This is a genomic window from Sanyastnella coralliicola, from assembly GCF_030845195.1.
Classification (GTDB): Bacteria; Bacteroidota; Bacteroidia; order Flavobacteriales_D; family Sanyastnellaceae; genus Sanyastnella; species Sanyastnella coralliicola.
The window spans coordinates 1,312,008-1,332,163 of record NZ_CP132543.1 but is presented as its reverse complement, the minus strand read 5'-3'; the positions used below and the strand labels follow the sequence as shown (position 1 = coordinate 1,332,163).

Here is a 20,156-nt window from a genome sequence, read left to right as displayed (position 1 = left end):
TTTCAATAGGAAATTAAAAGCACAACAAGCTAGCTATGGATAACCAGCCTTCATCCTTAGTTAGTGTCAACGAATGTTTGGTTGAACCATTATTGATGTTCAGGAGGTGCTAGAATTGACCAGAGTTAAAGTATCGGTCTTTGAGAACGTTCAGATGATGAATGTTATGACCAGAGATCAAAAGGCCTAGCTGACGTACAGTTAACGGACTTCTGCTGTCAAACGAACCTGAAACATCCAGACGCTTAACATTAAACGATCCGAACATAGACATCGTTGACACTCGAGTGGCGAGGAAATCATTTAGGATATCCTCGCCATTCTTTTTGTCCGCTTCCGCGTTAGCGACAAAAAGATCATGATCAAAACCATGCAAGGGCGTGGTCGAAGATCTAGCGAAATGCAGCGCACGATAGGCCATGATTCTTTCCGTATCAATCATATGCTGCAACATATCTGCTACTGTCCACTTCCCTTCTGCATAAGCGTAATGCCATTGTTCTTCTGACAATGGACTTAGGTAAGCCTTGGTATCATCACTGGTGCGTTGAAGTGCTTCAGAAGGATCGGTTGATCCTGCAAGATCTATGTAGCGCTGAAAGTAGCTATCGAAATTCTCTGTTAGGGGCATGTTGTGAAAACGTTTACTGGGAATAAGCGACCGTTAACTGGCGAAAGCGACCGTTTACAAAGTCACCAAATTCGGGAGTATTCTACTCATATCTTTGTTATAGTCAGTTTCAAATAGAAAGGCTACAGCGATTTTTTGAGTAGTTATTTGGTTAAGGTTTCGAATTCAGGGCTTCCAACGGGAGGCCCTGTTTCTTTTACAGCGTAAAGCTCAAGAAAACGCTGGTGTTGATCAGGTTGTCTGAGAAAGACCCCATCACCACCTTGTCACGAGAAAGACGCATTCCAAGGTCAATCTCAAAGCGCTCATCAAAGAATACTTCGACACCAGTTCCTCCGTAAAACCCGTATCCCGTACCTGTCAAATTACTTTGAGGCCCACTGATATTGTTCGGTCCGAAAGGCGCAATCCACAAGTCGAATGTCGTTCCTTCAATCTCTAGAAAATTTTCCTGCAATCGTATGGCCAACATACTCGCTCCCCCCTCGATGTACCAGTTCATATCTTCATTAACCACAATCCCAGCACGATAACCAAGATGAATGTTCAGTCGATCCTCCTCACCAATAATATTGTAGAGACGAATATCTTGTGTTCCCTGACTTGGGTCCGGTAAGAGGTTCGTAACCAAGGTGAACTTATCAGCCGCCTTCAGGGTGGCATAATTCAGATCAAGGAAAAAGCTGTTTTCATTGTTCAGACGGTACCCTGCTCTAAACCCAATGAGCACCCCCGGGTTGTATCGCATTGCCTGCGGATAAGAATCGAAAGGAATAGAAAAATCCTGTGCTTCAATCAGGTTGGTGACCTGTTGATAGGTTTGGTCATTCAAAAAAAGACGGTCTTCGATATTATAAATTGTAGCCAGGTTATCCCCCAATTCATACAACGCTTCTCCGTTATAGAACGCCGCACTTTGTTTATTGGCGAAATAGGCTCCAATCGACATCCCGAAGACAAATCCCTGACGTTCAGGCCATTCGAAATCATCATCCTGTAGGATGAGTTGGTCATGTCCTTGACCTAAGGCAGAGATCCCACCGGCGAGTAGGAATAGGCACATCAATAGCTTTCTTCTCATCATTTCTAGTCTGGTCTTTAAAAATACGGCTTAATCAGTGGTTATTCCACAACCTCCATGGAAACGATCAATTCCATAACGGGCCAATCGGAAGCATCCGTTTCAAGATCTGCAATCTTATCAATCACACTCAACCCAGAAGTAACCTCTCCAAAAACGGTGTGTTTGCCGTCTAGGTGTATGGCCCCTCCTCTTTTTTTGTATTCCGCTTCCTGCGCATCCGTGTAATTGTAGCCGTTCTCTTCCTTCACTTGAAAAAACTCAACGTTTGAAATATCACGACCATCAACGATGTAGAAATCATAAGCTGAACTCCGCTGTTCCGGATTCCCTTCATAATTCCGAGACATGGCCAAGGCACCTCTTGTGTGAATATGATGCGCTTGAATCTCGTTTGGCAAGGTATAGTCTCCAATCAGGAATCGTTCCTCCTGATCTTCTGGCTCCTCGCTATTTCCACCCTGCACAACAAAGTCCTTTACAATTCGAACAATCTGTGTGGGAGCAAAATACCCCCGTTCAATCAGGTAAAGGAAATTCGCTCGGTGAATTGGTGTGTCATCATATAGCTTCACTTTGATATCTCCGTAAGGAGTATGAATAACCACGCGATTTGCCGTGTTCTTTTGTCCGTACTCTAGAAGGAAGTCCTTGCACGTAGCGTTAGATAATCGCGGCCATACAGGTGCTTCAGGGGTAACTTCCACTTCTTCACCCACAGTTTCAGTAGGCTTTTCTTCTGGCGTCACCGCCTGAACGGCTTCGCCTTCTGGTACTGATTCCGAAGCACAGGCGGTCATCAAAACGACGATAGGAATAATCCACTTCTTCATACCGCAAAGATAACAGAGTGGTCAGGCAAAGTTGAATCCCTATACGATTCAATCAATTCTAACGTTATGAAGGAAACCTGCACACCATGCTGAAGCCAAGATTGATCACCCTAGCGATCGGTGCATTCGCATTGATCCTCTCCGCCTGCTCTTCTGATGAATACGACATCCTAAAAGGCAACGTCAACGCCATTTCCGGACCGGATTCTATCAAAATCAACACCCCATTCGAGGTTCAAGTCACCTTCACTGGTGGCACTAACGGCTGCGCCACAGCCGATCACCTCGAAAACTCCCGCACCGACACCACCATTCAAGTGCTCGCTTATTACCGCGTCCCACGCGAAGAGCAGATTTGCACCATGGTTGTTCCCATGCATTCACTCACCATGAGCTGTACACTCTCCTCTCCCGGGAAACATGTATTCGTCTCCGAGAACGGTGAAGAGATGTTCGCGGTTGTAGGAGTTGAATAGGGTTGCGGAACGCAGAACGCGGAGTGCGGAACGCAGTATGCTGTATGCTGAATGCTGTATGCTGTATGCTGTATGCTGAAATGAATTTTAAAGCACACAGCACCATTACCTTAAGCCTTAGGCCTTAAGCCATACGCCTATAAAGCAAAGCTTTTCGTAGTTTGGGCGTTCAAATGATTTTCGCCGTTACCGACATAGAAACCACGGGGAGTTATGCCTCTGCGAATAGCATAACAGAGATTGCTGTGGTGTTGACGGATGGCACCGAAATCCTCGATCAGTTTCATACCCTGCTTCGTCCGGAGCATGCGATTCCTCCTTATATCACTGAGTTGACGGGCATCACCAACGAAATGGTCGCAGATGCGCCACGTTTTGAGGAGATTGCTGAAGAGTTATACTCGTGGTTTGAGGACGCCGTTTTCGTTGCGCACAACGTAGGCTTCGACTATGCATTCATCAAGAAAAGCTTTGAAGAGTATGGCATGCGTTTCAATCCGAAACGTCTGTGTACTGTGCGTATGTCTCGCAAGATTCTTCCCGGACATCGGAGCTACAGCCTTGGTCGCATTTGTGAAGATCTTGGCATTGGTAACGAAGCACGCCACCGAGCTCTTGGTGACACGATGGCAACGGTGCAATTATTCCATCACTTGATGTTATCTGATCAAGCTGGAGTTATTGACGGCATGTTGAAAAGAGGCTCCGCAGAACAGTGGCTTCCTCCTGCCTTACCGCGCAATGTATTTGATCAACTTCCGGAGAAGCCCGGAGTTTACTACTTCATTGATCGGCATGGTAAGTTCATCTACATCGGAATGTCGATTAACGTCAAGAAACGCATACGACAGCACTTTGGTGGTAAGATGGCGTCTTCTCGTAGGCAAGAGTTCTTGAAGGATATCGTAGATATTCAGGTCACACTGACTGGAACCGAACTGATTGCGCGTCTCCTCGAAGACGCTGAGATTCGACACCATTGGCCGAAACACAACCGAGCACAGAAAAGACCGCGAAGTCGATTTGGAATCGTCTCCTACCTCGATCAACTCGGCTACAAAAGACTCACGGTTCAAAAGCTTCAGGTAGGATCTCGTCCGATCGAAGTTTATTACAGTATGACCACAGCGCGTGACCGCCTGATCAGCTTGGTAAGAGAATTCAATCTCCACGCATCCTTATGTGGTGTCCCTATGGAATCTGGTCCTATGCCAGAAGTGTCAGCATACAACCAACGTATTGATGAGATGGTAGCTTTTCTAGCCAATCAAGATGGAATTCGTTGGATCGAAGGTCAAGGACGCAACTACGATGAGCGCTCTTTGGTAGTTATCGAAGGAGGTCAACTAAAGGGATACGCCTTCATTTCTCCAGACGAGTCAGTGAATTCGGAAGAAGATCTATTGAATTTCACGACCATGCTTCCTTCGAGTGAAATGACCCATTCTATCATGGCGCCATACCTACCCCATTCAAAGTCAATCGAACATATAAGGCAATAAAAAACCCCGCGAGTGCGGGGTTTTAATTAGTTCAGCAATAGCTGATAATTCTTAATCTTTTTTCCTTTTCGGACCGACAATGCTTTGTTGTAAGCAATGATACGAGAGATGCTCTCATCGCTTGGTCCGCTTACTACTTCCTGCTGTTCCACTGTATCTTCAGTATTAAAGATTTCCTGGATCAACCGGCGTTCGTGTTTTGCAAAATGTGATAGATCATCAAGTGTAAAGTCCTGCATAGGCTCAAATGGATTATTTAGGATTCCATTTGTATAACGGCCTCATTTAAGACTTATTGCATAGAGCAAAGATTTTTTAATCGAGCGTCAGCACGATGTTATTCTTTTCCATGATCTTACGCAAGTTGATCAACGCATAGCGCATACGACCGAGGGCCGTGTTGATCGAAATATCATTCGTTTCTGCAATCTCCTTGAAGCTCATTCCGTAGTAGTGACGCATAAGTACTACCTCACGTTGCTCTTCAGGCAAGTATTGAAGCAGAGACTTCACATCATTCAAGGTTTGATCCCATACCATTTGATCTTCGACGTGCATTTCGTCGTTTTGGATGGTTGCGAAAACATCATTGTTTTCATCACTCCTTACGGCTGGCATCTTTCTTCCTTTACGAAAATGATCGATAGAAAGGTTGTGTGCGATACGGAGTACCCAAGGAAGGAACTTACCTTCTTCATTATAGCGACCAGAACGCAAGGTGTTAATCACTTTAATAAATGTGTCTTGGAAAATGTCGTTAGCCACGTCGTGGTCTTTGACCAACATAAAGATCTTCGTGAACACCTGCTGACGGTGTCGGTTCAAAAGAATCTCAAAGGCTTCGTCTTTACCTGCGATGTACGATCGTACAAGTTCGCGGTCAGGGATTTGTTTAGCTCGCATACTACCTCACTCTTTAGATTAAACATCAACGCCCTAAAGCGCCTTTCTAACAAAAAATAATTCAGAGTAAAGGTGTATCTATAGTATCCCTGTTTTTAGAGGTTTGAATAATAACGTCGACTTAAATACAATTATTGCTAAGTCTTCCCTAAAGATAAGCCAATTTTATTGGTACTCTCCAAACTTTTTAGTCTTTCCACCTGTTAAAATCTCCTAATGGGGATAACACCCCCCTGGCTGAATTGTAGAATTGACAAGCATTTCAGACCTTCACAACCTATTCAAAGTTGACCTTGATCTTTCATGAGTGAATCAATGATAAAAAGTGCAGATTCCGCGTTAGACGCGTTGGATCCGAAGAAGAATATCATCATCCGAGGGGCAAAAATGCACAACCTGAAGGATGTCTCCTTGGCCATTCCAAGGAACAAAATGGTGGTGATTACCGGCCTTTCGGGTTCTGGTAAATCGTCGTTGGCTTTTGATACACTTTATGCTGAAGGTCAGCGCAGGTATGTTGAGAGTCTTTCATCTTATGCCCGTCAGTTCCTGGGCCGATTAGATAAACCAGAAGTTGATTCAATCGAAGGCATCTCCCCTGCGGTAGCTATTGAGCAAAAAGTAACCAGCCGTAGTTCTCGTTCTACCGTGGGCACCTCTACCGAGATCTATGACTACATCAAGTTGCTATACGCTCGTATTGGTAAGACCTTCTCTCCTATCTCAGGTGAAGAGGTGAAGCGTCATACCGTAGCAGATATCCGCACCTACCTATCTCAATTCGAGGAAGGGACGCGCTACATGCTGATGGCACCTGTGACTCCATCGAAAGAACGATCGAAGGCTAAGCAGGCTGAAGTGTTGCTTCAGCAAGGGTTTTCCAGAATCCGTGTAAACGGCGAGGTCAAACGGTTGGATAAAGACACAGCCGCGGAAATCAAACCCAAAGACACCTTAGAGATTGTTGTTGACCGTTTGAGTTATTCAGACACCCAAGAACATCATGTACGACTTGCAGACTCCGCAGAGAGTGCTTTTTTCGAAGGGAGTGGTGAATGCCTTCTTCTAGTCTTCAATGGCGAAGAAGAAATCGAACGTGAATTCAATAACCGCTTCGAGTTAGATGGAATGACCTTCGAAGAACCTAGTCCGAACTTCTTTTCATTCAACAATCCTGTTGGGGCCTGTAAACGTTGTGAAGGCTTCGGACAGGTCATTGGGATCGACGAAGACCTTGTTATCCCAAACAAGAGTCTTTCAGTCTACGATGACGCTGTTGTTTGTTGGAAAGGTGATAAGATGTCTGCCTGGAAAGACAGACTGGTAAGAAGCGCCCGAGAATTTGACTTCCCTATTCATCGTCCATATCACGAGCTTACTCAAGAACAACAAGAATTGCTATGGACGGGCAACAAGCATTTCAAAGGCTTAAATGCTTTCTTCAAATACCTTGAAGAAAAGAGCTACAAGATTCAATACCGCGTTATGTTAAGTCGCTATCGCGGAAGAACGAAGTGTCCAGAGTGTAAAGGCACGCGTCTACGCCAAGATGCGAACTACGTTAAGATCAATGGTACTTCGATTTCGGAGTTGGTTGTCTTGCCTTGTGATCAGCTCCTTGAATTCTTCAACGCAATGACTTTGGGGCCTACTGATGCCGCTATCGCGGAACGCTTGCTTATTGAAGTACGCAATCGTCTGGGCTACCTATGTGATGTTGGTTTAGGATACCTGACACTCAACCGACTGAGCTCTACCCTCTCTGGAGGTGAAAGTCAGCGTATCAACCTTTCCACTTGCCTGGGCAGTAGCTTGGTTGGAAGCATGTACATCCTTGATGAGCCGAGTATTGGCCTTCATCCGCGCGATACGCAGCGTTTGATTAAAGTCTTGAAGTCACTTCGGGATTTAGGTAATACAGTCATTGTCGTTGAACACGATGAAGAAATCATGGAAGCGGCTGACCACCTTATAGATATTGGTCCATACGCCGGAACCTTCGGAGGTGAGATTGTATTTGAAGGCGACCATCAGGCCCTACTGACTTCAGATTCCCTTACTTCACAGTACCTGACTGGTAGAGCAGAAATTCCAATTCCGCCGAAGGCGAGAAAATGGACAGACAAATTGACGATCAAAGGTGCAAGAGAGAATAATCTAAAGAACATTACGGTCGACTTCCCTTTGCACACCTTGACAGTAGTAAGTGGTGTGAGTGGATCGGGAAAATCAACCTTAGTCAGTGACCTACTCTATCCTGCCGTGCGAAGAGCGCTAGGCGACTTCAGCGATCGCATGGGCCAAATGGATGGCATGGTTGGCGATGTGCAGACGATTAAAGCCGTTGAGTATGTCGATCAGAATCCAATTGGAAAGTCTTCAAGAAGTAACCCTGTGACTTATGTGAAGGCTTTCGATGAAATTCGAAGCATATTCTCTTCTCAACAAATCTCAAAAGTGCGTGGATATAAACCAGCACACTTCAGTTTTAACGTTGCCGGAGGACGATGCGACAACTGTGAAGGTGAAGGTTTAGTGACAATTGAGATGCAGTTCATGGCAGACATTAAGCTGCAATGCGACGTCTGTAAAGGGAAACGGTACAAAGATGAGATCCTCGAAGTGAACTACCGAAACAGGTCGATCAGTGATATTCTTGAGATGACTGTCGACGAAGCTATCGCTTTCTTTGGTGAAGATGATAAGCGCGCAGATAGCAGACGCCTTGTGCAGAAGTTATTGCCGGTACAAGAGGTAGGATTAGGTTATCTCGGATTAGGACAAAGCAGCAGCACCTTAAGTGGTGGTGAAGCCCAACGAATCAAGTTAGCTTCCTTCCTAGCCAAAGGAGATCGTCAGGAACACACCTTGTTCATTTTCGACGAACCTACGACCGGTCTTCACTTCCATGATGTCAAGAAGCTGTTAGATGCCTTCCAGGCTCTTATCAAACAAGGACACTCCTTGATTGTTATTGAGCACAACACTGATGTAATCAAAGGTGCTGACTGGGTGATAGATCTAGGTCCTGATGGTGGAGTCAACGGCGGAGAACTCGTTTTCTGCGGCACCCCACAAGAATTGGCTAACCATGAAGCATCGCTTACTGCGCAGTTCATCGCTGATAAATTGAACTAATTAAGGTAGTATGACTAAATGGATGTTTTACCTCATTGTGCCAATGATCACAATGACGGCATGTGCACAGGGCGACATGCAACAACAGCCCACTCCAAGCAAAGCCTACGACGGCGAAAAGATTGAAAAGACAGATGCTGAATGGCGCGCTGAGCTTTCCGATGAGGAATTTCATGTGCTTCGTGAACAAGGAACTGAAAGAGCCTTTACTGGTGAGTACTGGAACCACAAAGGAAACGGAACATACTGCTGCGCAGCCTGCGGACTGGAGCTGTTCGAAAGCGAAACGAAATTTAAGTCAGGTACGGGTTGGCCAAGTTTCTATCAACCGGTAGCAGATGGGAATGTCGGTGAGCACACAGACAACAGCTATGGAATGTCTCGTACTGAAGTAGTATGTAATCGTTGCGAAGGACACCTAGGCCATGTATTCGCAGATGGACCTCGTCCGACAGGATTACGTTACTGTATCAATAGCGTCTCTTTAGACTTCGTTCCTAGTGATCCCGAGCCGAAGATGTCGGTGACAGAGGAAGAATGAGAATGAGAATGAGAATGAGAATGAGAATGAGAATTTATTGAATAAAAAACCCCGCGAATGCGGGGTTTTTAAATATCTAAAAGATTCTGGAATCATCCTGCTGAGAAGCGGATTCCGCGAACTTCAAAGTTTTCGTTTCCTGAAACAATGTTTCCTTGTGGATCACGAATTGCTTTCGTTCTTCCTTGAAGGTTAATCGTTCCTGAGATCTTTCCTTCAGTTGTCAATTGCATCAAGAGTACACGTCCTTTGCTATCAGCCAAAGTCTGACGACGGTCCGGAGTCGCGAACCAAGCACTTGTCTTTGTCACGAAGGCCTCACCAGACTCAAACTTCTTCAGCTCAACGCTATCAACCAGGAAAGGCATCAGGTAGTTGTTGTAGTTGTCTTCAGAACCGATCGTTAACCATGAGTCAAACGCTAGTTTTGAATCTTGCTGAACTTCAAAACGCATTAAGTCGTTTGAAAGTGCTCCTCCCTTCGGGTGCTGGTAGAATGGCTTTGTGCTTTCGATACGAACCGGATTCTCTTCTTCTCCGAACACCGCCATGATCAAATCATTTGGGCTTTCTAAGACTGCATAAACGCGGTAAGTAGTTCCAGGAACCTTCCCACTGTTTGGTACTTCTTCAACTTCAATTCGTACGAACTGAGCCGAAGCAGCCACTGTCAATAGGAAAGCCACAAGTGTAATTGTCAGTTTTTTCATTATAGAAAGTTTTTTACATCAAGGTTATAGCAAAGATACTGCCAAATCACTTAACTACACGACGGCGTGAAAGGATACGCTTTCCGAGTAGTGATTTTTCAGAGAATCCACGTCCTGCTCTTGGGATGTAGTATGACAACGAAATCTCGTGTGTATGCGGCGAGAGGTTCGCTGCATCAGACGTTGTGATATCGTATGAGTACGCTACTGCGTAACGGTCGTATTCATATCCTACAGAGAGGGCAACAGCATCATTGTGACGGTATGTCACTCCTGCCCATACCATCTCTTGGTAGGCAGCTTTCATAAGCACGTCCAATTGCACAGGACTAGACCCGGTGAACTTTGTTAAGACAGACGGCTGAATCGAGAAATCTTCGTTGAAGTAGTACAAGTACGACCCCATGAAGTTGAAGTGGCGAATATTCTGGTTTTCATCTTCGAGGAATCCATCAATACCAAGTTTCGTCTGGATGAGTTGTGGAACACTAAATCCGAAGAAGTAGTTTGGTCCGTATACCATCATACCGAAATTCGCATCGAAGTTGAATGTAGACTCAGCTGTTCCAACAAGCGCTTGATCGTTCTGATCAAATACCTCCAAGTCTGAGCCGTCAAAAGCAAATTGACTTAGCACGGCACTCAAACCAAAAGATACAGCATCCTCGTTGTTCAAATCGATCTGGTAGCTACCAGTCAACTCTGCTCCTGTGCGACTAATGGCACCACCAGTATCATCATGGAAGAAAATCGCTCCTACCCCAATTCGGTTTGGAAGTCCTGTATGACCTGACAACAAGTATGTCTGCGGCGCTCCATCAAACCCAGCCCACTGATTTCGGTAAGAAACAGTGATTGGTGAATAGAGCTTTGTTCCAGCTACAGCTGGATTCATCAAGTAAGTGTTATTGATGAATTGCGTTCTTCTCGAAAGCTGTTGGGCTTCTGCACCAAGGCTAGCCAAGAAAAATACAGCGAGTAGTAGTAAAATCTTTTTCATGGCCAGATCAGTATTTAATGGTTACTGTTCCTAGAATCGGTTCCTTCGACTCGTCGTACGTGATTACGTAGTAGTAGTCTGCCACTGGTAACGCGTTACCATTCCATGTCCCATCCCAAGGGGTTGAGTATCCTCTAGATTCATATAGTAGTTGTCCCCAACGGTTGAAGACTTGAACGAGCGAATTCGGGAAGAATTCAAGACCTCCAATAATCCATTCATCGTTGGCACCGTCTCCGTTTGGAGTCAACGCATCAGCGATAAAGAAACATCCAACAGTTGGTTCTACTTCTGCGAAGAATGACAGAATACATCCATCACCATCACTAACAGTCACCGAGTAAACCTCTTCTGCAAGTCCAACCGCAGTGGCTGTAGTCTGCATATCAGGATCATTCCATTCAAAGGTGAATGGCTCAGTGCCTCCAGTTACGGCAGCAGTGGCTGTACCATCTGCTTCATTCCAACATGTTACTGGACTAGTGAAGATAGTTACGCTAAGGTCAGTTTCAATTTCAGCCGTCACGAAGAAGGTTGTATCGAATACACATCCTACTGAGTCAATCGCTTGATAAGTGTATTCTCCTTCGAACAGGTTGTTTTCGTCAGCATCTACTGGGAAGAAGGTCAGCTCGAAGTTTGCAGGGTCACCTGTTCCTCCAAAAGGAACCGCTACTGCTGAACCGTCATTCATTCCGGTACACGTTACTTGCTCAATTAGAAGAGAGAACTGAACTGGTTCAGGTTCCTCGATTTCGAAGTTAACCGTGTCTTGACATTGATTCTCGTCAATTACAATCGCTTCGTATACACCAGCACATAGTCCTACTGGCACAGATGGCACATCGTTTAAGAACAACGCCACTTCTCCAGTACCACCAGATATATCTAGATCAACCGCACCGTCACAATCGTCACCACAAGAGATGTCGGTTGTTCCGTTAAGAACAACAGTCAATTCAAGTGGCTCGTTGATATCAACGACAACGCTGTCTTGACATCCTGTTTCATCTGTGATGACTACGTTGACGTTTCCTGGGGCCAAGTTCTCTATCGTGAATGGGAGTTCTTGTGTCTCAGGGCTTGTCAAGGAGATCGTACCTGTTCCACCTGAGGCATTCACTTCAATCATACCGTTGTCAAGCCCGAAACAAGTAACGTCCGTTCCAACAGCATCAATCACGAGTTCTGCAGGTTCTTCAATGATCAATCCATCAACGATAATGGTACATCCAATCTCGTCAATGATGTTCATCGTGTAGTTGTCTGCCGGGAGATCAGAGAAACAAGGCTCAGTACCTAAGGCCGTGGCCTCAGATGGCGGAGATGAAATCTGCCATTGAACCACCCCTGTTCCACCGGTCACATTAGAAATACAGATTTCACCATCATTCGCTCCGAAACAACTCACATTCGTTGTATCGAGATCAAATACGATCTGTGGTGGTTCTGTAATCGTTAATGTGTCAATGAAAGGACAATCGTTGTTGTCCAATACCGTTGCAATGTGCTCACCCGAGCAAAGCTCAGTAGGGATCTCAACGTTACCGTCAAGATCAGTTACAACCAATTCGAAAGGACCTGTTCCACCGTCAGCGGTGAATTCAATAACCCCACTGCACTCTCCGAAACACACGATGTCAGTGCTTGTGAATGTCACATCAAGGGCATCTGGTTCCGTTAGGTCGAAGATTTGCGTCTCCTGACAGTTGTTTTCGTCAGTGATTGTCAATGTGTATTGACCAGCACCTAGATCAGAAATCGTAAGATCGATTGGAGCCTCTTGTGGAGTAAAAGTGAAATCTGGATCTGTAAAGTCTAGTGTCAATACACCAGTACCTCCTGTAATATTCAGTTCGATTGACCCTGTTTCTAGCCCGTTACATAGAATTGGGTTTGTCGTAGCATCAATCACAATCTCTTCAGGACATGTCACTGAGATGTCTTCTGAGACCTGACATCCGTTGTCATCAGTAATCGTTACCGTGTAATCGCCTTGTCCATCAACACAACCAAGGTTAGAGAAGCAATCACCCTCATTGAATGAATCCACTGAAGAGTCAGGGTTGATCAAATCGATGTTGTAAGGGATGGTACCTCCAGTGATCGTTGGACACCATTCCGCGATAGCGTCACCGAAACAAAGGTTATCAGCAGTTTGATCTAATGTCAATTCAAGAACTTCAGGCTCAACGAATCCGAAAGCATCCGTAGTATCGATACATCCTACTTCGTCTGTGAAAACCACGAAATAGTCTCCTTCGCCAAGGTCTTCGTAAATAAAATCATCAACCGTCGTAGAAACGATGGTTGTGTCAACATCAGTGTAAGTGAATAGTTGGCAATCAACTGGTCCATTGCCTCCCGGGTCAAATTCAACCGTTGCAAGTTCACCGTTACATAACAGGTCAGTAGTTACGGTTGGTGTAACGTCAAATGGGTTTGCAAGGCATGGGTTTGGAAATGTGAACGGTACATCTGGACATAATTCCTGGATGTTGTCATTGTCTCCTTCAACGAATACCTGCAAACAAAAATCGAGGTCGATGAACTCACTGCAGGTAGTTACTTGCGCGATTTTAATTAGCAAATCCGGACCCGCAATACCATTCGGTTGTCCGTTAAGAGTAAAAATAACTCCATCGTCAATTAGCTCTGCCGAAGGGTCAGTGGTTGTCAAAACTGCCGGTTCAGTGACGGCAACCTGAGTATTACCTGGATCAGATATAGAAAAACTCTGGCCAATGGTCCAGTAGGTGTCAAAACAAGCTTCAGGGAATCCTGAACAAACACCAGGAGCAGCAACATTCACGATATATCCCCCAAATGTCTCGTCATTGAAGAAATCACAATCACCTGACATAAAAATGTCTTGATCATCTGGAAATTCGTCGTCTTGTAAAAGCCCAAAGATTGCTGAAAGGAAATCAGTTTCATTCGTAAATTCAGCATACACTGAGTAGGTAATGTAACCGTTCAAATCAACGGTACCAACAGGTCCGTAGTGCACTTGATCTACTTCTACGATAAAGTTTCCGGTAGCTTGCGCGAACGCACCAACTCCAGAAATTAACATTAGTAGTACAGCTAGTATTCTTTTCATATTACATCTTCCCATTTGTTGCCCAAGCTCTTGGCGAAAAAGAATAGGAGCACGAAAATACTCATCCTTTCTATTATTACTCTTCCAAAAGCCTAAAATGGTTGTCTGGCGTTGTAAATTTGTCGAGCGAAAATAGCCATTTTATTGAGGAATGCGTTTGTAATGCAACAGGAAGCCATTGGAAAGCCAAGCATATTATTTGAGGATGAGAAGATTGTGGTCGTCTTCAAACCTAACCGAATGCTCGTTCATCGCACTTCGATCGACTTTTACGAGCGGACGAATCTTCGAAAGTGGTTGGCTGATTTACTTGGAGTTAAGGTAGATCCAGTGCATCGATTAGATAAGCCGACTTCGGGATTGATTGTATTCTCGAAAGACGTTGATACTCTCAATTTTTTGAAAGCACAATTCCTCGAAAGAGAGATCAGCAAAACCTATTTAGCGATGGTACGCGGATTTACACAGGAATCAGGAATCGTAGAAAAGGCTCTACAGAAAGACAAAGACGCGCCGTTGAAAGAGGCCTTAACGCATTACAAGACGCTATATCACATTGAAAAGGACTTTGAAATCAGTCGATACCCCACTTCTCGTTACAGCTTTGTGGAGGTAGAACCTAAGACTGGACGCTACCATCAGATTCGACTTCACTTTTCCCATTTGCGACATCCGATCATAGGTGACAACCGTCACGGAGATCGGAAACACAATCAATATTTCCGAGATCAGTTAGATCATCCTGCGCTCTTTTTACATGCATCCAAGCTTCGATTTGAGCATCCGGATGGTGGTGCGATTACGATTAACTCCCCTTTACCTGATCATTTCCAACGTGTTCTAAATGAGTGGGATTGGAAGCCGGGATCAGGTGTTACAGAAGAAGAGTCCGAATAAATTTCCCTACTTTAGTTCTGACTTACCTTAACCAATTCATCATGAGAGAGAGGCTTGTGTATGGGATAGCCCTATGGCTGTGCCTGCTACTATCTATTGGAGCATTTGCTCAAAATCAACTTACAATTTCGGTTACTACTGACTGCTGGGGAGGCGAGGTTTCTTGGGAACTTGTTGACGACCAAGGAATTATTATTGCCAACACCGCATCAGGAACTTATGGTAACGATCAAACCTACACCACAGATGTGGATATCCCTGACGGGTGCTACACCTTTACCATCAGCGACACTTACGGAGATGGAATGAATGGATCTCAATGGGGTTCATGTGCTATCGACGGAAACTACAGCATTACAGATGACCTCGGAAATGTGGTGATTGCCATGATTGCAGCAAATGCGGCATATGGCGATTCAGAAAGCCAGTCATTTGCACTGGGTTCGGCTGCTGACGGTTGTACTGACCCTGCTGCGGACAATTACAACGCATGTGCTACAAACGACGATGGTTCTTGCCTTTACCCTGCTTTGGAAGCTGTGTTCAGCTTTGATGCTGGAGCAAGTTGTGGCGAGACAGCTGTCTCATTCACGGATGCCAGTGTAGGAAACGTCAATTCATACAACTGGAGCTTCCCTGGAGGTGACCCGGCAACTTCTAGTGATCCAAATCCTGTGGTGACTTACAATGCAGCAGGAAGTTATACTGCCACACTTGAGGTATCAAACGGAGGTGAAACGGCACAATCTTCACAAGATGTGATCATCTCAGCAGGACAGGCACTTGAAATCGTGATTGTTCCTGACAACTACCCCGCAGAGATTAGCTGGGAGCTAAACGATGAATTCGGCAATCAAATCGCTACGGGTGGGTCTACAGGAACAACGGTATGTATTCAAGATAACTGCCACACCTTCACCATCTTTGATTCATACGGCGACGGTATTTGCTGTGGTTATGGAAATGGATACTACGAACTCATTCTAGACGGTAACAGCATCGCCACTGGTGGTGATTACGATGTTTCAGAATCAATCAACTTGAATTGCCCTCCTGGATTTGACTGTAACAACGCTATCTCGGTTGGAGAAGGCGAGCATTCCCTGCCTAACCCTAACGCATGGTACACATTCACTCCAGCTCAAAATGGTCAATACCGCATCACAACATGTGACCGTGCCACATGTGACACGAAGATTTGGATGTACGACAATTGTGACATGGGCATCTTTGATGATACGAACGAGGCAACGCTTACATACAACGATGACCTCTGTGGAGTTCAAGCTGAAATCACTCCTCTTCTTGAAGGTGGATATACTTACTACTTGCGAATCGGTGCTACCGATGGAGCTTGTGACGGTGAACCAATTGACTTCTTGATTGAATACATGGGACCTGTTGTAGGTTGTATGGATCCTTTAGCATGTAACTTCCTTCCTATCGCAGGCGCACCGGGTGAGTGTTTCTACCCTGGCGACATTCAATGTCCGAGTATTGGCCCTGACCTTGAAGTACTGGGTAGCGTGTTCTACGACAGTATGTATGCAACAACCTTGACAAACAATGATGCGTGCTACGTAAACGAAGGGTGTATGCAGGGATTTGGTGAACGTGAAATCATTCGCTTCACTACCCACATCAAAAATATTGGTACGGAAGATTACTTCATCGGAGATCCAGGTGACCAGCCTGATCAATTCGAATATGACGACTGTCACAACCACTGGCACTATGAAGGATATGCTGAGTACGTGCTTTATGATGGAGATGGAAACGCTATGCCACAAATTGGCTTCAAGAACGGATTCTGTGTCCTTGATCTTGAGTGTTCAGATGGTGGACAAGCGAAATACACTTGTGGAAACATGGGGATCACTGCAGGATGTGGTGACATCTATTCTTCAAGCCTAAGCTGTCAGTGGGTTGACCTTACCGATGTTCCCGGCGGTTCTTACACGCTCGTAGTTCGCACGAACTGGGATCAGTCTCCAGATGCAAACGGATCATACGAGCTCACTTACGAAAACAACTGGGCTGCAGTATGTATTTCATTCGAACGCGATGGAGCGGGCAACATGATCAACTTCACCAAAGACATTAACTGCCCGGTTATCTTCGATTGTTACGGTGTGCCATTTGGTGACGCTGCTGCAGACTGTGCTGGAAACTGCCCCGGACTCGTAGTTAAAGGTGACGTCAACAACAATGGAGACATTGACAACGGAGACGCTGCTCAATACATTCAAGATATCCTTGGAAACGATGCGTTGATCTCTCCATGTACAGATATGGACAACGATAACAACATCACCGTAACGGACGCAGCACTCATCGCTGGATGTCTGCACTACGGTCCTGATCACGTTGATGAATTCGGGGTACATGACCACTGTGTTTGGGATGATGAGTTTATCAACCCAAACCACACCACAACACTCAGCGTTGGTGATATCAACGAAGACCTTGGGTATGTAGACATTCACGTTCTCAACCCAGACAATGAAATCGTAGGTTACGAATTCGAATTGAGTGGTCTGACCATTCAGTCAGTAGAGAACCTTGCGGATCCTTTGGTTTACGATATCAACCCGCAATCAAGCTTGGGTGGTACCAAGGTGATTGGCTTGGCTTACAATAACCAAGTATTCCCTAAGAATCTAGCTCCTGTGCCTTTGGTGCGCGTGTACTACGTGAATCTGGATGCCTCAGAAGTATGTATCAGCAACATTACGGATGTTGTAAACGAAGACTACCACAACGTGGTTACTGTAATTGGCGCTTGTCAGGCTGTTGCTGGATTAGAATTCGCTGACTTCACCGCTGATGCTACAACCATCTGTCAGGGTGAGAGTATCAATTTCACAGACCTAAGTACAAATGGTGCAAACAACTGGTCTTGGAGCTTCGAGGGAGGTACACCAAGCAGCAGTACTGATCAAAACCCATCTGGCATTGTCTACAACGTACCAGGTGTTTACGATGTGACCTTGACTGCTGATAACGGAGACGATATCGATGCAGAAACTAAAGTTGGTTACATCACAGTTCTTGAAGGCGCAGTTTATTACGCCGATGGTGATAACGATGGTTACGGAAATGCCGGAGAGTCTATCTTCTCTTGTGACCCAGTTCAAGGTTATGTTCTGAATGACCAAGACTGTGATGACTCTGATGAGAACATTTACCCTGGTGCTCCTGAATTATGCGATGGTATTGATAACGACTGTGACGGGACTACCGATGAAGAAGCAGTTGACCAAATGATATGGTACCTCGATTTAGATAATGATGGCTACGGTGACCCAGCATTCCCGGTTCTTGACTGTAGTATGCCATTGGGCTATGTATCCAACGCTGATGATTGTGACGATTCTCGAATGGACGTTTATCCGGGTGCTCCAGGAACTGCAGAAGGCATTGACAACGACTGTAATGGTGTTGTTGAAGATGACGAAGTACTTCCAGTAGCTTGTATGGGTGACTTCAATGGCGACCAAGTAAGAGATATTGCTGACTTCTTGATTCTTCTACAATGGTACAACTGTACTGTAGGATGTGACGAAGACGTGGATATGAATGGAGACGGATCTGTTTCGCAGGCAGATCTTCTAGACTTCCTTGCGCTCTTCGGTCAAGAGTGTTAGACCAACTACGACCAATAGCATGGAGCCCGGCGAAAGTCGGGCTCTTCTATTTTGGTTCAGCTACGAATTCTCGGAGTCCCTCCCAAAAGCTTGGGTAGGCATTGAGGTTGTTGTGACCTGCCCCTGGAATAGTAATGAGATGAACATCTTCTCGATGTTGTACCAGTTTATAGAGTTCGAATGCAGAGTTGTAAGGAACAATGCGATCCTTGGTTCCGTGCAACATTAGAACAGGACATCGTACTTGCTTGATAAAGCGGTCTGAGTGCAAAGGAAAACGAAGCAGCCATTTCATAGGCAAGAAAGGGAAGTACCCTTTTGCCACGTGCAAGAGACTCAAGAAAGGTGTTTCTAGAACCAAACCGGAAGCTGGTTCTCGGGAAGCCAGTCTAACCGCAAAGCCAGAGCCTAATGAACGACCGTAAATGATGGTCTTCCCTACCGCGTATTCCTCCACGATGTATTGGTAAACCTTACGAATGTCAGCGTGCATGGTTGACTCTGTTCTTCTACCTGAGCTTTGTCCGTAGCCTCGGTAGTCTAAAGCAAAAATGTCAAAGCCTAAGTCAAGTAGTTCTTGAGCAATCAGCGACCAACGCTTGAGGTTTCCTGTATTTCCGTGCAAGTAGAAGATGAGGCCGCCATTCGATTTCTCTGGCTTCAACAATAGTCCATGAATCTGGGCATCGTTGGCCACAGGGATGTGACGTTCTTCATAAGCACAGCTCAACTTGAACTCCTCTTTCTTCCCTCTTCCCGCGGAGCGAAAAATCAAACGCTCTTGAAGCAAGAAGTAAGCAACGCAGACTAACAAGTAGCCGCCAACGATATATCCGAGTACAATCCAGAACATGGGAATGACCTTACGATCAGAACGAAGGAAATAAAAAAAGGTGGAGTCTCCCCCACCTTCGATGTTCTATTTAAAGTTCCTTTAGAATTCTTGTTTGAAAAAAGGGCTGTCCCATTGGTTGACGCTTACGTTCTTAAAGAACGCGAATCCGATGTAGGTTACGATCGAAGTGATGCCAACCAAGCACCAGAAGAATAATGCAATCCGAGGGAATACTGTTGCGCTCACTTCAGGCCCCACCAGAAGTTCTGTTGGTACCATCATCGCAAGCAGGAATGAAACTACGGCGATCGTAGCACCAAGAGTTGCAAATGAGCGTAGTGGCCACATTAATGCTTTTCTGTACCACGACAAGTCATTTCCCCATTGATGGATGAAGTAGTAGTATCGATCTGAAAGTTGAAGGAAGAGCACCGGATCTTTATCGCAGTCTTCCAACTCGAACAATTCGCCTGGAGCGATGATTTTGTAGTTCTTCAGTTCTGTACCGGTCACTTTTTCCAGACGCTTGATCTCCATCATCGCCTCGTAAGGAATCTTCCCTTTGAACTTTGATGTATCCAGGAAGCGCAAGCGATGTTGGATCGCTGTCTTACGGATTTCATCAATACTGAAGATTCGTTCGGCGTCAAGCTTCGCCCAACTGAATTCGTTTTGAACTGAATCATTCTGCCCTAGGGCCTTCTTCACTCGTTCGTCTTCACAGTAGCCTTCATAAAGCACAGCAAATGCCTCGTGTACTACTTGTGTTGCCTCCGTCTCGGTTTCCAAACCGCGATGGCGAAGCAACTCATCTTTCAAATTCACATTCCTGAACATCATCCTGGTTTTTGCATATGAA

Annotated in this window: 16 protein-coding genes; 6 read left to right on the top strand and 10 right to left on the bottom strand. The window is 45.4% G+C overall.

Going from position 1 to position 20,156, the window contains the following annotated elements:
- Window positions 1–109 precede the first annotated feature (109 nt).
- The 3 genes from RA156_RS05605 to RA156_RS05595 all read right to left on the bottom strand — a co-directional run bounded on the left by RA156_RS05605 (window position 110) and on the right by RA156_RS05595 (window position 2,545).
- Window positions 110–631, bottom strand: a complete 522-nt coding sequence (locus RA156_RS05605; RefSeq protein WP_306643574.1) for a DinB family protein — start codon at window positions 629–631, stop codon at window positions 110–112.
- Window positions 632–827: 196 nt separating this feature from the next.
- Window positions 828–1,712 (bottom strand): hypothetical protein, encoded by an 885-nt coding sequence (locus RA156_RS05600; protein WP_306643573.1) that lies wholly within the window; start codon window positions 1,710–1,712, stop codon window positions 828–830.
- Window positions 1,713–1,753: 41 nt separating this feature from the next.
- Window positions 1,754–2,545 (bottom strand): peptidylprolyl isomerase, encoded by a 792-nt coding sequence (locus RA156_RS05595; RefSeq protein WP_306643572.1) that lies wholly within the window; start codon window positions 2,543–2,545, stop codon window positions 1,754–1,756.
- Between the two features lie 86 nt (window positions 2,546–2,631).
- On the opposite strand from RA156_RS05595, the gene RA156_RS05590 reads away from it, so the two are divergent.
- Both RA156_RS05590 and RA156_RS05585 read left to right on the top strand, forming a co-directional pair.
- Window positions 2,632–3,021, top strand: coding sequence for a hypothetical protein (locus tag RA156_RS05590; protein ID WP_306643571.1), 390 nt, complete (start codon window positions 2,632–2,634; stop codon window positions 3,019–3,021).
- Between the two features lie 173 nt (window positions 3,022–3,194).
- Window positions 3,195–4,523, top strand: coding sequence for an exonuclease domain-containing protein (locus RA156_RS05585; RefSeq protein ID WP_306643570.1), 1,329 nt, complete (start codon window positions 3,195–3,197; stop codon window positions 4,521–4,523).
- Window positions 4,524–4,549: 26 nt separating this feature from the next.
- On the opposite strand, the gene RA156_RS05580 is transcribed toward RA156_RS05585, so the two are convergent.
- Both RA156_RS05580 and RA156_RS05575 read right to left on the bottom strand, forming a co-directional pair.
- Window positions 4,550–4,762 carry a hypothetical protein gene (locus RA156_RS05580; protein WP_306643569.1) on the bottom strand — a complete coding sequence of 71 codons (213 nt, stop codon included), beginning with the start codon at window positions 4,760–4,762 and terminating at the stop codon, window positions 4,550–4,552.
- A gap of 76 nt (window positions 4,763–4,838) precedes the next feature.
- Window positions 4,839–5,426 carry an RNA polymerase sigma factor gene (locus RA156_RS05575; protein WP_306643568.1) on the bottom strand — a complete coding sequence of 196 codons (588 nt, stop codon included), beginning with the start codon at window positions 5,424–5,426 and terminating at the stop codon, window positions 4,839–4,841.
- A 303-nt stretch (window positions 5,427–5,729) separates the two neighbouring features.
- Between RA156_RS05575 and uvrA the strand changes: the two genes are divergently transcribed.
- Window positions 5,730–8,564, top strand: coding sequence for an excinuclease ABC subunit UvrA (gene uvrA, locus RA156_RS05570; protein ID WP_306643567.1), 2,835 nt, complete (start codon window positions 5,730–5,732; stop codon window positions 8,562–8,564).
- A 10-nt stretch (window positions 8,565–8,574) separates the two neighbouring features.
- Window positions 8,575–9,105, top strand: a complete 531-nt coding sequence (gene msrB / locus RA156_RS05565) for a peptide-methionine (R)-S-oxide reductase MsrB (RefSeq protein WP_306643565.1) — start codon at window positions 8,575–8,577, stop codon at window positions 9,103–9,105.
- Between the two features lie 92 nt (window positions 9,106–9,197).
- Here msrB and RA156_RS05560 read toward each other — a convergent pair whose 3' ends face one another.
- From RA156_RS05560 to RA156_RS05550, 3 genes are read right to left on the bottom strand one after another with little or no spacing between them, the layout of a single operon-like run.
- On the bottom strand, window positions 9,198–9,815 hold the full coding sequence (locus RA156_RS05560) for a hypothetical protein (RefSeq protein ID WP_306643563.1): 618 nt from the start codon (window positions 9,813–9,815) through the stop codon (window positions 9,198–9,200).
- 46 nt (window positions 9,816–9,861) lie between these two features.
- Window positions 9,862–10,815, bottom strand: coding sequence for a PorP/SprF family type IX secretion system membrane protein (locus RA156_RS05555; RefSeq protein ID WP_306643561.1), 954 nt, complete (start codon window positions 10,813–10,815; stop codon window positions 9,862–9,864).
- Between the two features lie 7 nt (window positions 10,816–10,822).
- Window positions 10,823–13,918 (bottom strand): T9SS type B sorting domain-containing protein, encoded by a 3,096-nt coding sequence (locus RA156_RS05550; RefSeq protein ID WP_306643559.1) that lies wholly within the window; start codon window positions 13,916–13,918, stop codon window positions 10,823–10,825.
- A 162-nt stretch (window positions 13,919–14,080) separates the two neighbouring features.
- On the opposite strand from RA156_RS05550, the gene RA156_RS05545 reads away from it, so the two are divergent.
- Both RA156_RS05545 and RA156_RS05540 read left to right on the top strand, forming a co-directional pair.
- The gene (locus RA156_RS05545; RefSeq protein ID WP_306643557.1) at window positions 14,081–14,815 is read left to right on the top strand and encodes a pseudouridine synthase; all 735 of its coding nucleotides are present in this window, start codon (window positions 14,081–14,083) and stop codon (window positions 14,813–14,815) included.
- Window positions 14,816–14,856: 41 nt separating this feature from the next.
- Complete coding sequence (locus tag RA156_RS05540) at window positions 14,857–18,462, top strand: lysyl oxidase family protein (protein WP_306643556.1); 3,606 nt, start codon at window positions 14,857–14,859, stop codon at window positions 18,460–18,462.
- A gap of 46 nt (window positions 18,463–18,508) precedes the next feature.
- Here the strand turns inward: RA156_RS05540 and RA156_RS05535 are convergent, their stop codons facing one another.
- Window positions 18,509–19,315: an alpha/beta hydrolase gene (locus RA156_RS05535; RefSeq protein ID WP_306643554.1), complete on the bottom strand. Its 807-nt coding sequence runs from the start codon at window positions 19,313–19,315 to the stop codon at window positions 18,509–18,511.
- Window positions 19,316–19,396: 81 nt separating this feature from the next.
- A complete protein-coding gene (locus RA156_RS05530; RefSeq protein WP_306643552.1) occupies window positions 19,397–20,122 on the bottom strand; it encodes a hypothetical protein in 726 nt (241 codons plus the stop codon).
- Between the last annotated feature and the right edge of the window lie 34 nt (window positions 20,123–20,156).